This is a genomic window from Qipengyuania sp. ASV99 (assembly GCF_047872805.1).
In the GTDB taxonomy this organism is placed as follows: Bacteria; Pseudomonadota; Alphaproteobacteria; order Sphingomonadales; family Sphingomonadaceae; genus Erythrobacter.
Map to the genome: position 1 here is coordinate 217,367 of NZ_JBLQUK010000001.1, position 13,065 is coordinate 230,431.

The following is a 13,065-nucleotide window of genomic DNA, read 5'->3' on the forward strand; positions in this document are numbered from 1 at the left end:
ACTATTGTTTCACGTGAAACAGCTTTGACGCGCCGCTGCAGAGGCCCTATCTGGCGCACCATGCGTTCTTTTGATGTCCTTGTTGTTGGCGGCGGCCATGCCGGTGTCGAAGCGGCCTGCGCCGCTGCTCGGATGGGCGCGCGCACCGGTCTGGTCAGTTTCGACCTGAAAGCAATCGGTGCGATGAGCTGCAATCCGGCAATTGGCGGCTTGGGCAAGGGCCATCTGGTGCGCGAGGTTGATGCGCTGGACGGCGTGATTGCGCGCGCGGCTGACGCAGGCGCAATCCATTACCGCATGCTCAACCGGTCCAAAGGAAGCGCAGTGTGGGGACCGCGCGTTCAGGCAGATCGGGTGCTGTTCAAGGCTGCCGTTCAGGAAATTGTGCGCGTGCAGGAAAACCTGTGCCTGATCGAAGGGGAGGCCGCCGCGCTAACCTTACGATCCGGCGCGGTGGCGGGCCTTGAATTGTCTGATGGCACCGCGATTTCGGCAGAGCGCGTGGTGCTATGCACCGGAACCTTCCTCGGCGGCGTGCTCTTTCGCGGTAAAGAGCGATTTGAAGGCGGACGGATTGGCGAAAATGCGGCCCACCGACTGGCGCAACAATTGCGTGCAGCCGAGTTGCCAATGGCTCGGCTCAAAACCGGAACGCCGCCGCGGCTGGATGGGCGGACGATTGATTGGTCACAATTGGAAGAACAGTTTTCCGATGACGAAAACTGGACCATGTCGCCGCTCACGCCGGCACGCCGAAACCCGCAGGTCTTTTGCGGCATTACGCGCACCACACAGGCAGCACACGATGTTATCCGCGCCAACTTGCATCGATCGCCGCTGTTTACAGGAGCAATTGATGCCGCCGGGCCCCGCTATTGCCCGTCGATTGAGGATAAGATCCACCGGTTTGGCGATCGGGACGGGCACCAGGTGTTTCTTGAGCCTGAGGGCCTGACGACGCATCTTGTTTACCCCAATGGGATCAGCACCTCACTGCCGGTCGATGTGCAGCTTGCCATGCTGCGTGCGATGCCGGGTTTGGGCCAAGTCGAAATGGCCGTGCCGGGCTATGCGGTGGAGTATGACCATATCGATCCGCGCGCATTGAAACCCGACCTGCAATTGCGGGCAATTCCTGGTCTCTATTGCGCGGGGCAGATTAACGGGACGACTGGCTATGAGGAAGCCGCTGCGCAGGGTCTTGTGGCAGGTTTGGAAGCCGCCTGCGCTGCGCTGGACAAACAGGGGCCGGCGCTCGACAGGGCCAATTCCTATATCGCGGTGATGATCGACGATCTTACTTTGCAAGGGGTAAGTGAGCCGTATCGGATGCTGACATCCCGGGCGGAATACCGCCTGCGTCTGCGTGCCAACAATGCCTCCACTCGGCTCACACCCTTGGGCCTGGAGGCTGGCTGCATTGGAACTCCGCGGAAGCTGTGGTTTGAAGCGCGTGAGAGCGCCAGAGCGTCGCTTATGGGTCTGTTTGCGCAGCAGGTACGGGGCAAGGACATTGCGGATCTTGGATTCAAAGTAAGGCGAGACAGCGGTGCGAAGAGTGTGGCCGAGTGGTTGCGGCATGAAGGCGTCACTCTGGCCGCACTAAGCTCATTGGTCAGAGAACAACCGGCGGCGGACCCGCAATTGATTGAGGAAATGGCCGAAGACGCTGCCTATGCCCCGTATCTGGCACGGCAAGAGGCGGAATTGCGCGATCTCCGGGCGAGCGAGGAATTGCCGCTGACGCCCGATTTTCCCTATTCAGATGTCCCCGGCCTTTCCAATGAAATGGTCGAGCGGCTCTCGGCGGCAGCCCCAACCAGTCTCGCTGCGGCCGGCCGTATCCCCGGCATCACTCCCGCAGCGCTTTCGGCGCTGCTGGTTCATGCCCGCCGCTGGCAGCGTGCAGCGTGAGCGTCTTTCAGGGGATATCGGGAGAGGACGAGGCGCGCAGCTATGTCAAAGCCTGGGCCGACACAAAGGCGAACTTGCGGCTCGATCGCTATGCGGAATTGCTCCTTTGCGAAAATCAGAAGCAGAATCTAATCAGCTCGGCGTCCGAAGAGCATCTCTGGGTCCGTCACCTCGCCGACAGCGCACAATTGCTCGAACATGTTTCACGTGAAACATATGTTCACCGCAGACCAGGACCATGGCTCGATCTAGGCTCGGGGCCTGGACTCCCCGGGATGGTAATCGCGATTCTTTGTCCGCAGATCAATGTCATTATGGTGGAATCCCGATCGCGGCGAGCGGGGTTCTTGGAAGATTGCGTGGGCGAACTCGGGCTCGACAATTGCACTATCCTTGCGCAGAGGATTGAGCGGGTGGAGCCTTTTCCCGCACGGGTCATTTCGGCACGGGCCTTTGCCCCACTGGATAGGTTGATCGCTTTATCCGCACCCTTCTCCACAAGCGAGACTCGTTATCTCTTGCCCAAGGGTCGCTCGGCGGCGCACGAATTGTCTCAGGCAGCGCCTGCGATTCGCAAAATGTTTCACGTGAAACACTCCTTGACCGATCCGGAGGCGGGAATCATCGTGAGCCGATGATCCACATAATGTGCCAAAAGCACCAAGCGCCCCAATTTGGGGCAACACGGGAAACACGCCATGCTGACAATTGCCATTGCCAATCAAAAGGGTGGAGTGGGGAAAACGACCACTGCGATCAATATGGCCACCGCGATGGCGGCGACTGGATGGCGCACGTTGCTGATCGACCTCGACCCTCAAGGTAATGCGTCGACCGGGCTGGGTGTGGATGCAGGTTCTCGCGCGGTTTCAAGCTACGATTTGTTGGTCGATCAGGTTGCGCTTAGCGATGCCGTGATCGAAACCACTATTCCTGGCCTCGACATTGTGCCGGCGACGGTCGATTTGAGCGGAGCGGAGGTGGAGCTGGTTTCTGTCGAAGAGCGCACCGCGCGTCTGCGGACCGCGCTCGCCAATCACGGCGGGCATGAGATTTGCTTTATCGATTGCCCACCGTCGCTCGGCCTGTTGACCCTCAACGCGCTGTGTGCGGCTGATACTTTGCTGGTGCCGCTGCAGTGTGAGTTCTTTGCGTTGGAAGGACTTAGCCAACTTTTACAAACAGTTGAGCGGGTTCAGCAACGCTTCAACCCGGCGCTCGACATCATTGGGATCGCGCTTACCATGTATGATCGCCGCAACCGGCTGACCGATCAGGTGTCCGATGATGTGCGCGATTGTCTAGGTAAGCTGGTGTTCGAAACCGTTATTCCTCGCAATGTGCGCCTGTCCGAGGCGCCCAGCCACGGCCTTCCCGCACTGGTTTACGATCATTCCTGCGTCGGCAGCCGCGCCTATATTGCACTGGCGCGTGAATTGATCTCCCGATTTCCTCCTGAAAGGCAAGCTGCGTGAGCCAGAATACTTCCGATCCGATCCGCTTTTCCGTGCCGCCGCGCAGTCAGGCAGACCGAAAGAAAAAGCTCGGCAAGGGGTTAGGAGCGCTGATGGGCGAAACTCAGCGCGAAGAGCCACTCGTGCGCAGCGACAAGGGTGGCAAATCGTCTGCCCTCGACGGCACGGATGATGCTTCGGATTCGCTGCTCAAATCGTTGCCGGTTTCGGCGATTGAACCGCTGCCTGGCAATCCGCGCAAGCATTTTGACGAATCCGCACTCGATGAATTGGCCGCTTCGATTTCTCAGCGCGGGGTGATTCAGCCAATTATCGTCCGTCCCCGCGGCGCGGGAAAGTATCAGCTGGTGGCGGGTGAGCGCCGTTGGCGCGCGGCTCAAAAGGCCCGCTTGCATGAGATCCCGGCGCTGGTTCGGGAACTTGATGACCGAGAGGTCATGGCGCTGGCCTTGATCGAAAACCTCCAACGCGAGGATCTCAACCCCGTTGAGGAAGCACGGGCGTACCACCGACTTTCCGAAGATGAGGGGATGACGCAGGCAGAAATCGCCCGAATGGTCGAAAAATCGCGCAGCCATGTCGCCAATATGCAAAGGTTGCTGGCGTTGCCGGAGGCTGTGCTCGATCTGGTGGAGGCCGGGCGCCTGTCGATGGGGCATGCGCGGGCCCTGATTGGCCAGGAAGACGCTACGAGCCTTGCGCGGCGTGCGGCTAATGACAGCCTTTCTGTCCGAGAGATTGAGAAGCTGGTTCGCCAGATGTCGAAGAAATTGAATTCCGAGGGTGGGCCAAAGGGATCATCGAACCAGAATTTCAGCCCGTCAGCAGAAAACGCCGATATTGTCGCCGTCCAGCGGCATCTGGAAGAATTTCTGGGTCTGGCTGTGCGAATCAAGGCCGATTCAGACCCGCGATCAGGCGAAATCACGATCAAATACCGCACTCTCGATCAATTGGATCTGGTCTGTCAGCGCCTGACTGGCGGAGATATTTAAGGCCGTTTACCCGAACAAACTGCCCGCCAACCGCAGTATCCCTGGAATTACTCGAGTTTCAGCTCAAGAGATTGCTGGCTTGTTAACCATACTCAAAAACAAAGACTGAACTCCGTAATCCTACTTGGGTCATGCGAACGGGCCGGGTCCCGTTTGGCAAGCATGATCAAACGGGGCGATTCGCAACAGCTACCTGATCGTGCGTGCAACGGGAATGACCACGCTTGAAAAGGACCAAAATATGAAAAAGACCATTCGCCTTGGAGTAGCAGGCGCCGCTATGTTCGCCGCACTGGGAATGAGCTCGGTTGCTCACGCTGACACGGCCACCGCCGATGCAACCGCAGAAATTCTCGACGCTCTCGTGCTGACCAATGACACCGGCCTCGATTTCGGTGCGATGGTTGTAAGCGGCGCAGGCGCAGTTACGCTCGCTGCTGACGGCACGCTTGATTGCACCGCCGCCAATATTATTTGCTCGGGCACAACTTCGGTAGCTGGTTTCACAGTCGAAGGCACCGCCAACAAAGATGTGACGGTTAACCTGCCATCGGCAACTTCGAGCGTTGATCTTGTCCGTGTTGGCGGCGTTGCCACGGATGCTGCGGACGTGATCGTACTGGACGCCTTCACCGCAACCAGTGGTTCGGTTACGCTTGATGGCACCGGCGAAGCGACCTTTGACGTGGGCGGATCGATCACACTCGACGGCAGCGAGACCGCTGGCGTTTTCGAAGGCACGTTCGACGTTTCGGTCGAATATTCCTGATCTTAATCCCCGCGCTGTACCGCGCAGCTTCGCTTAAGCAGTTTGAGCCGCACCCTTCCCCCAAGGGTGCGGCTTTCTGCTGTTGGCGCGTAACCGAATTGCCCTCAATCGGGGCAAAGGTTTAATCCTTTTTAACCTTAATCGCTTACCAAACCTCGTGAAACTACTTGGGGCAGCCGACGAGAATCCGCTGTTCCCACCACGGGAGTCAGTCAAGCGATGTCGTTCAATCCCTTCGGAAAATTTGCCAGTCGAAGCGTAGCCCTGTTTGCCGCCTCCACATTGGCATTGGCGACCCCGGTTGCGGCGCAGGGCGATTTGCTGGTCGCGCCGACACGAATCATTCTCGATGGATCGCGCGGCACCGAAGTCATCCTGAGCAATATTGGCTCCGAAGAGGCGACGTACCGGATTGGCCTCGAACTGCGCCGCATGCTCGAAAATGGCCGGCTCGTCCCGGTCGAAGCGGCCGATGCCAATGCTGCAGAGACGGCTGCCTTGGACATGATCCGTTATGCCCCGCGTCGCATCACACTGCCTCCCGGTCAACCGCAGGCAGTGCGCCTTGCAGCCCGCCCTGGCGCCGATCTCGAAGACGGTGAATACCGCGTCCATATGTCGTTCAAGGCGATCCCGCGCCCGCGCGCGGTGACGGCCACTGATACGCCCGCCGAAGGCGTGTCGATCCAGCTCATACCGATCTACGGTGTTACCATCCCCATCATCGTGCGCCATGGCAGGGTCGAAGCGCAGGTTGCGATAAGCCAGCCGAGCATTGTTCAGGGTGAAGATGGCCCTGAACTCGCGATGACTATCAGCCGGGCTGGGGCCAGTTCAACCTATGGCACCTTGAAAGTGACCAAACCCGGGGTTGAAGAGCCAATAGTGCTCCTGCGCGGCCTTGCGGTCTACCCTGAGCTTAGCGAGCGTCAGGTTCGGGTGCTGCTGACCCCTGAACAGGCGGCCAGCTTCACGGGCCAGATCCGCATCGAATATCGCGAAGACCCCGAAGCCGGCGGCGCCTTGCTAGCCGCTGTGGACAGTTTCGTCGGCTAGGGCGCCGACCGACCTGGCAGGATGACTGCCGGAATCTTCGATCATGTACGCTTTTCGCCAAACAACATTAGGCGCTGCTGCGAGCCTCGCAGCAGCGCTTGCTGCGTTTGCAGGAGGTGCGGCACCATCATTTGCGCAAGACCGGGATCATGCAGCGCCGAGCGGAGTTGAAACCGGTGCTTCAGTGACTACTCCCGTGACGTCATGGCGCGCGAATGAAGATGATTACTTGTTTCTTCAATTGGTTATCCGAAATTACAAGCTCAATCTCGATGTTCGCGGCTACCAAACCGATCGCGGCGTGTGTCTTGATCTGGCAGATGTGATCCAGTCGCTCGACCTGCCCATCCGAATTGACAAGAAGTCGCGCCGCGCGACTGGATGGCTGTTTGCGGAGGATCAGCAGTTCACGCTCGACCGGGTTTCCAATACAGTACAAAACATGAACACTGGCCGCGCGCCCGTGGCTCAGGACATTTACGACACTCCCGAGGGCTGGTGCGTTGACACTAACGCCCTGTCGCGCTGGTTTGGCATCACATTCCAGCCTGATCTGTTCAATGCGGTCGTCCGCCTTGAAACCGAGGATGAATTGCCTTTTATGCAGGCGATCGAACGCAGAAGTCGCGCCGCGCGACTTCGCAATCGGCCGGCCCAGTTTGATTTGTCGCAATATGCCAGCGCCGATATGGAATATCGCGCTTGGCGTGCTCCCTCGGTGGATTTTGTGACCCAGGCTGGCGTGAGAACGGGTCGTGGCACGCGCGGCGGGCAAGAGGGCCGGATTGAGCTCTACGCCGCAGGAGAGGCGCTGGGTGCGAGCTATTTCGCTCGGGTAGCCACCGATGACCAGCTTAAGCCGCAAGCCTTACGTCTGCGTGCCTATCGCTATGATCCCGCAGCCAGCTTGCTCGGCCCGTTGGGTGCAACCCAGGTGGCTGCAGGTGACGTCGAGACGCTTCCCGGCCGTTTGACCGGTCAAACCGCAATTGGCCGCGGTGCATTCATCAGCAATCGCCCGCTGGGCCAGAATTCGAGCTTCTCTGCCACCACTTTGCGTGGGACATTGCCAGCGGGCTGGGATGCGGAATTGTATCGCAACGGTCAGTTGATCGCGTTCCAGGATGATCGCGGCGATGGGCGGTATGAGTTCATAGATGTCGAACTGTACTTTGGCCGCAACCAGCTAGAAGTTGTGTTTTATGGACCACAGGGACAGATCCGGCGGGACAAGATCGACGTTCCGATCGGTTTCAATCAGGTTGAGCCTGGGAAGACTTATTACTGGGCAGGTCTGCTGCAGGATAACCGCGACCTTTTCGATCTTGGGAATAGTTTTCAGGCTGGACCGCGGAAATGGCGCTGGGGCGTCGGCGTGGAGCGCGGCATTGATGAGAGGACCAGCGCTGCGATTGGCATGCAAAGCCTGTATTTTGACGGAGCTCGCCGCCGATATGTGGAGGGGGCGGTCATACGAACACTAGGCGCTATGCAGCTCGAATTGGCTGCTGCACATCAGTTTGGCGCCGGTGCGGTAGCCGAGGCGAACGCGCTTGGGCAGATTGGACGCTTCAATATTGGTGCTAATGCACTTGTATCGTTCGGAAATTTCGCCAGTGAGTTTGTTGAGGAACGCCTCGATTACCGCGGCGGGTTCAATTTTGACACGTCGCTCAGCTTGGGCCGCATTTCCCTGCCGATTCAGGCCGATATTTCGCATTCAAAGCTCAAAGACGGTTCAGAAGTTAACGAATTCCTAATAACAACCTCGGTCACGGCGGGGCGTATCGCGCTTTCGGCGCAGCTTAGCCACCAGATGCGCACCAGCGGGGCAGCTTCGCCCGCGCGCAGCGATACAAAGATACGCCTGCTCGCCAATGCAAGGTTTAAGGACTTCCGTGTGCGCGGGAACGCAACTTTCCAGACTTCCGGGCGTGACAAGGGTTTGGAAAGCGCGACCGTGCGGGTGGACACCGATCTGGGAGAAGACGCGGAATTGCAGGGGCAGCTTGATTACACCGCAGCGCAGGACGAATTCCGCTTAACCGCAGGTTACACCCGCCGGTTCGAGGAATTCTCATTACGCGGCGATGCCTTTGTGACATCGCGCGGCGGAGTGGGTGCGGCGGTGCAGCTCGCCTTCAGCCTTGGCCCTGATCCGGTTTCAGGAGGTGTGCGCGCCAGCGAAACCAAACTCGCGCGCAGTGGTCAGGCCGCTGTAACCGTGTTCCGCGACGACAATGGCAATTCACGCCGTGATCCGGATGAAGAACTATTGCCTGATGTGCTGGTCGAAGCGGGCCTTCGCCGAACAGATGCGATGACCGGCGCGAATGGCAGTGCAATTGTCGATGATCTGCGACCTTTCCAACCGGTGCTGGTCGGCATCGACGAAAGCTCACTGGAGGACCCGTTCCTAGCACCATCGACCAAAGGGATTGTGGTGACGCCGCGTCCGGGCATTGTCGCGCAGATCGAACTCGCGATCTCTCCAACCGGAGAAGTCGATGGAACCTTGCTCAGCCTATCGGCGACCGAGCAATCCGGCGTGCGATTGGAACTGGTGGATCGGCGCGGCGCGGTCGCAGCCGAAACGATCAGCGAATTCGATGGGTTTTTCCTGTTCCAGCGCGTCCCCTATGGCCAATACCGCCTGCGGGTTGCCGAAGACGCAGCCCAAAGCCTTAAGGTTGCGCAGTCATTGACGTTAAACGATGGGCGCAGCGAATTCGCGCTCAACCGCGAAGAGGATGTTATTCGGTTCGGCGCGGTCAAACTGGCACCCGCAGATTCATCAGTGGCTTCCGATGAACCTATACCGGACGATCGCCCACCAAGTGGCCGGGCCCCGGTGATCGCGGCGATCAGGCCTGAATGACAATCTGATCGCGCGCTTTGATCAATCGCCTTTGATGTAACGCGGCGCGGCCGGACGCAGAGCAGGACGCGGAATTTCCCTCACCGCACCGGGCACGATCTCTTCGCGGACCGTTTCACGCACGATGACCCGCTGATGCTGTTGAACCTGAACCGGGACATAGACGATTTGCTGCGGTGGTGCGTAGCTGTAGCCGTATTGCTGCTGGCCATGATGAGCGTAGGCCGGATAACCATGCGCCGTGATTGAATGCACCGTGCCGTGTGCTCCATGATAGCCGTTATAGCCATATTGGGACAGATAGCTGTCAAGCGCCGCTTCGCAATCGTAGTCGCCGCGATCGTCCCTGCCGCCGCCGATCAGGCTGCCAATCAACAGCCCGCCGAGGCCGCCAACGCCCGCGCCAATCAATGTCCCGCCAAGCCGCTCACCATCCGATACACGGTTGCCAATGATCCCGCCGGCTATCGCGCCCAGCAGCCCGCCGATGATCCCGCCCTTTTCGCTGTCGCCGCGCCCATTGGTCCGGCGCTCACATTCAGCAATCCATTGATCACGCTCAAACACAGATCCGGCTGGCGCATAACCTGCCGCAGCGTAGCCGCCATGCCTGCTGTAGCCATATCCCTGTGGATAGGGTCCGGAATGGGCGCCCCCATGGCTAGGTCCACCGGGATAGTTTGCAATGCTCTCAATCTGCCGAGTGCGCACGATCGTTTCGGCCCCATCTGGGCCGACGACGGTCTCGGAAAAATCCTGGACGGAAGGTCCCGTGCGATATTGCGAGGGGAGCGATTGCACCTCAGCCTGGCTCATCGGTTCCCTGTCTTGTGCCTGCGCGGTATTGGGCAGCGCCAGCGCGGCGAATGCCACCCCGGCAGCGGTAACGGTGCGGCGTGGCATGGCAGTCAGCTTCATCATATTTCCCCGTTTGCGTGACGCGACTCGCAACCGCGAGGCAGATCAATTGGTTAACGAAAAACTTACCACTCGCGCAGCTGCGCGGCCAAGCAGCAAGGCGGCGCTGTCTCGTTTCGGGGCGAATCCGCGAAAATCAGCGCCCTGATCGGCATCAAATCCTCGCGGCAAGTATTGCTGCCAGCGCTTCCAGGCCCGCCGCGTCTTCGGCGGTGAAGCGCGCGGGCAAAGGGCTATCAAGATCAATCACAGCAACCACCTCCCCATCGCGGATCACCGGCACAACCACTTCGGACCGGCTGGCCGCGTCGCAAGCAATATGACCGGGAAATGCATGAACATCCTCCACCAGATGTGTCGCAGCTAGCCTTGCTGCCGCGCCGCATACGCCGCTGCCGACCGGAATGCGGATGCATGCTGGGCGACCCACGAACGGGCCTAGCACCAGTTCCTTAGCTCCCTTTGCGTCCTTGCCCATCCGATAAAAGCCCGCCCAATTGAGCCCGGGCACAAACTCCCAGAGAAGCGCCGCGACATTGGCCATGTTGGCAATTCCATCCGGCTCGCTTGCTGTCAGCGCGTCGGCGGCGTCGCATAATTGACGATAGCGTTCGCTCGCAGTCAGGTCGGGGTCAGGTTTGAAATCATACACGAATAGAGAATCCTCTGGCGTTATCCGGTTGTCGTCGGCGAGTGGCTAACGTATCGCGTCTCCCATGGGAATTCTACGCAAACTCGCAATCGCCGTGCTCGTCTTCGCTGTCGTAGCGGGAGCCGGCCTGGTTTATCTGATGCAGGGTAACACCGCCGAATTGACGGTTGAGACGGTAGCTGGGACCGACCCGACGCTCGAAGAGCCCGAGCCTGAGAACTTTCCGACGGTGCAGATAGCCAAGCCAGTTGGCTGGGATGAAGGTCACGCGCCGGAGGCTGCCGCTGGTCTTACCGTCAATCGCTTTGCCGAGGGGCTCGATCATCCGCGGGTTATTCATGCCCTTCCCAATGGCGATGTACTCGTCACACTGACCCGTGCCCCGGCCAAAGAAGATGGTGGCGAAAGCGGGATCATGGCGACTATCCGTGGCTGGGTTGAAGGCTATTTGTTTGCCGAGGCCGGGGCCGCTGGCGCATCGCCCAACGAAATGGTGTTGCTGCGCGATGAAGACGGCGATGGAGTTGCAGAGTTGCGACGCACCATCCTGACAAAGGGGCTTGATTCGCCATCGGGCATGAGCTGGCATGATGGCACATTGTATGTCGCCAATCACAACGCACTGCTTGCCTTTGAATATGAGCTTGGCAGCGACGCCGTAACCGCCGCCCCGCGCAAATTGATGGATCTGCCGGGCGGTGGAGGCCACTGGATGCGCAATATTGAGATGCATCCCGATGGTGACCGCCTGTATATCGCGGTCGGATCGGTCAGTAATATTGGCGAGGCTGGAATGGCGGTCGAAGAAGGCCGTGCGACGATTTGGGAATACAATCTGGCGGCGGGCAGTTCGCGTCAGTTCGCGGCGGGATTGCGCAATCCCAATGGTCTCGCTTTCAGCCCCTGGTCGGGTGAGCTTTGGACTACCGTCAACGAACGCGATATGTTGGGGTCTGATCTGGTGCCCGATTACCTGACCAATGTTCCGGTCGGGGCGCAATATGGCTGGCCATGGATCTATTATGGCGAGAATATCGACCGCCGGGTGGAAGCTCCTATGCCCGCTTATCTGCTCGAATATTCGCGCAATCCACAATATGCGCTGGGTCCGCATGTCGCGGCGCTTGGCCTCGTCTTCAATGCAGAGGGGCACCGGATGGGCAATACCATGGCTAGCGGCGCCTTTATCGCACGGCACGGATCGTGGAACCGTAAGCCGCCATCGGGATATGACGTGGTTTATGTCGATTTTGACGAACGCGGCAATCCGCAGGGCAAGCCGGTTCCGGTGCTCACCGGGTTCCTCAATGATGACGGCACGACCAAAGGGCGCCCGACTTGGGTCGAATGGGCGGGTGATGGTTCGCTGTTGGTTTCTGATGACACGGCTGGGATAATCTGGCGCACATTCGCGCCCGAAAGCACCGCAGGTGCAGGTATTCCGCGCCTTACCGGTGAGCCGCTGCGCCCACAGCGCGATTTGATTGATCCGCGAGCAAGTTTCGAGGAAGACTATTTGCGCCGGGGAGCGGCACAGTAGGGCGCCGCGAATAATAGCGCGGCTCTGCAATCTTCAATCAAAGGGCTGCTCCTGCCCGTCCGGCTAGCTCACAGGCGAATTGATAGGCCGAACGGCCAGAGCGATTGCCGCGCGCAATCGCCCATGCCAGCGCCTCATCTTCGTCTACAGCCAAACCAGCAGGCGCGGCATAGGCGCGGACAATTTCAAGATACGTCACCCGGTCACATGGATGGAACCCAAGCGTCAATCCAAACCTGTCCGCCAGCGCCAGAGCATTGTCACGCTCATCGCGCTGATGCAGTGCATTGGCTTCATCCGCAGCGCGTTCAACAATTCCGCGGCGGTTAGACGTCACGGCAAGCCGCACATTTGCCGGGCGCGAGATCACGCCGCCATCGAGCAAACTGCGCAGCGCAAGATTGTCCTGCAGAGCATCTGGCCCGAACCCGAGATCGTCGATAAACAACACAAAGGCTCGTGATTGACCGCGCAGATTTGCGATCAGATCCGGGAAACTTGCCAGCGTTCCCGATGCCAATTGAACCAGCGCCAACGCGTCAGGCAGCCGGGCCTGGACATCGTTCACCGCTGCTCGGACCAAAGCCGACTTTCCCATCCCGCGAGCACCCCATAGCAGCATGTCATGCGCAGCGGCCCCGGATGAAAGCCGTTCGAGATTCACGAGGAGTGCAGACTTCTGCTCAGCAATGCCGCGCAACTTTTCGAGCGGCACCGTGTCCAGCGCTGTGATCGCCGTTGCCGAGCTGCCATCCCAGACATAGGCGGGTGACGTCATCCAATCGCAACGCGGTGCCGGTGGCGGTGAAAGCCGCTCGAGCGCGGCGGCAATCCGGTCCAGCGCATTGCGGGACGCATTCATCTGCGA

11 protein-coding genes are annotated in these 13,065 nt (G+C 59.4%); 8 read left to right on the forward strand and 3 right to left on the reverse strand.

What is annotated here, in order from left to right:
- The first annotated feature begins 60 nt into the window (after positions 1–60).
- From mnmG to ACM64M_RS01125, 7 genes are all read left to right on the forward strand, one after another.
- Entirely contained in the window at positions 61–1,914 is a 1,854-nt protein-coding gene (mnmG, locus tag ACM64M_RS01095) for a tRNA uridine-5-carboxymethylaminomethyl(34) synthesis enzyme MnmG (protein WP_416226793.1), read from the forward strand.
- Positions 1,911–2,552 (forward strand): 16S rRNA (guanine(527)-N(7))-methyltransferase RsmG, encoded by a 642-nt coding sequence (gene rsmG, locus ACM64M_RS01100; protein WP_416226794.1) that lies wholly within the window; start codon positions 1,911–1,913, stop codon positions 2,550–2,552. Before mnmG ends, rsmG begins: the two co-directional genes overlap by 4 nt.
- A gap of 60 nt (positions 2,553–2,612) precedes the next feature.
- On the forward strand, positions 2,613–3,389 hold the full coding sequence (locus tag ACM64M_RS01105; protein ID WP_416226795.1) for a ParA family protein: 777 nt from the start codon (positions 2,613–2,615) through the stop codon (positions 3,387–3,389).
- 92 nt (positions 3,390–3,481) lie between these two features.
- Positions 3,482–4,384 (forward strand): ParB/RepB/Spo0J family partition protein, encoded by a 903-nt coding sequence (locus ACM64M_RS01110; RefSeq protein ID WP_416227337.1) that lies wholly within the window; start codon positions 3,482–3,484, stop codon positions 4,382–4,384.
- 241 nt (positions 4,385–4,625) lie between these two features.
- The gene (locus ACM64M_RS01115) at positions 4,626–5,153 is read left to right on the forward strand and encodes a DUF4402 domain-containing protein (protein WP_416226796.1); all 528 of its coding nucleotides are present in this window, start codon (positions 4,626–4,628) and stop codon (positions 5,151–5,153) included.
- 282 nt (positions 5,154–5,435) lie between these two features.
- The gene (locus tag ACM64M_RS01120) at positions 5,436–6,209 is read left to right on the forward strand and encodes a molecular chaperone (protein WP_416226797.1); all 774 of its coding nucleotides are present in this window, start codon (positions 5,436–5,438) and stop codon (positions 6,207–6,209) included.
- Between the two features lie 184 nt (positions 6,210–6,393).
- Entirely contained in the window at positions 6,394–9,087 is a 2,694-nt protein-coding gene (locus tag ACM64M_RS01125) for a carboxypeptidase regulatory-like domain-containing protein (RefSeq protein WP_416226798.1), read from the forward strand.
- A gap of 21 nt (positions 9,088–9,108) precedes the next feature.
- On the opposite strand, the gene ACM64M_RS01130 is transcribed toward ACM64M_RS01125, so the two are convergent.
- The gene (locus ACM64M_RS01130; protein WP_416226799.1) at positions 9,109–10,008 is read right to left on the reverse strand and encodes a glycine zipper 2TM domain-containing protein; all 900 of its coding nucleotides are present in this window, start codon (positions 10,006–10,008) and stop codon (positions 9,109–9,111) included.
- Positions 10,009–10,159: 151 nt separating this feature from the next.
- Entirely contained in the window at positions 10,160–10,657 is a 498-nt protein-coding gene (locus ACM64M_RS01135) for a GAF domain-containing protein (RefSeq protein ID WP_416226800.1), read from the reverse strand.
- 64 nt (positions 10,658–10,721) lie between these two features.
- On the opposite strand from ACM64M_RS01135, the gene ACM64M_RS01140 reads away from it, so the two are divergent.
- Positions 10,722–12,197 carry a PQQ-dependent sugar dehydrogenase gene (locus ACM64M_RS01140; RefSeq protein ID WP_416226801.1) on the forward strand — a complete coding sequence of 492 codons (1,476 nt, stop codon included), beginning with the start codon at positions 10,722–10,724 and terminating at the stop codon, positions 12,195–12,197.
- A gap of 37 nt (positions 12,198–12,234) precedes the next feature.
- On the opposite strand, the gene ACM64M_RS01145 is transcribed toward ACM64M_RS01140, so the two are convergent.
- The gene (locus ACM64M_RS01145) at positions 12,235–13,059 is read right to left on the reverse strand and encodes a DUF815 domain-containing protein (RefSeq protein WP_416226802.1); all 825 of its coding nucleotides are present in this window, start codon (positions 13,057–13,059) and stop codon (positions 12,235–12,237) included.
- Between the last annotated feature and the right edge of the window lie 6 nt (positions 13,060–13,065).

Excerpts from the sequence above, each read along its gene's own strand:
- mnmG (WP_416226793.1), top strand. The coding sequence starts at position 61 with ATGCGTTCTTTTGATGTCCTTGTTGTTGGCGGCGGCCATGCCGGTGTC.
- ACM64M_RS01105 (WP_416226795.1), top strand. The coding sequence starts at position 2,613 with ATGCTGACAATTGCCATTGCCAATCAAAAGGGTGGAGTGGGGAAAACG.
- ACM64M_RS01110 (WP_416227337.1), top strand. The coding sequence starts at position 3,482 with ATGGGCGAAACTCAGCGCGAAGAGCCACTCGTGCGCAGCGACAAGGGT.
- ACM64M_RS01115 (WP_416226796.1), top strand. The coding sequence starts at position 4,626 with ATGAAAAAGACCATTCGCCTTGGAGTAGCAGGCGCCGCTATGTTCGCC.
- ACM64M_RS01130 (WP_416226799.1), bottom strand. The coding sequence starts at position 10,008 with ATGATGAAGCTGACTGCCATGCCACGCCGCACCGTTACCGCTGCCGGG.
- ACM64M_RS01140 (WP_416226801.1), top strand. The coding sequence starts at position 10,722 with ATGGGAATTCTACGCAAACTCGCAATCGCCGTGCTCGTCTTCGCTGTC.
- ACM64M_RS01145 (WP_416226802.1), bottom strand. The coding sequence starts at position 13,059 with ATGAATGCGTCCCGCAATGCGCTGGACCGGATTGCCGCCGCGCTCGAG.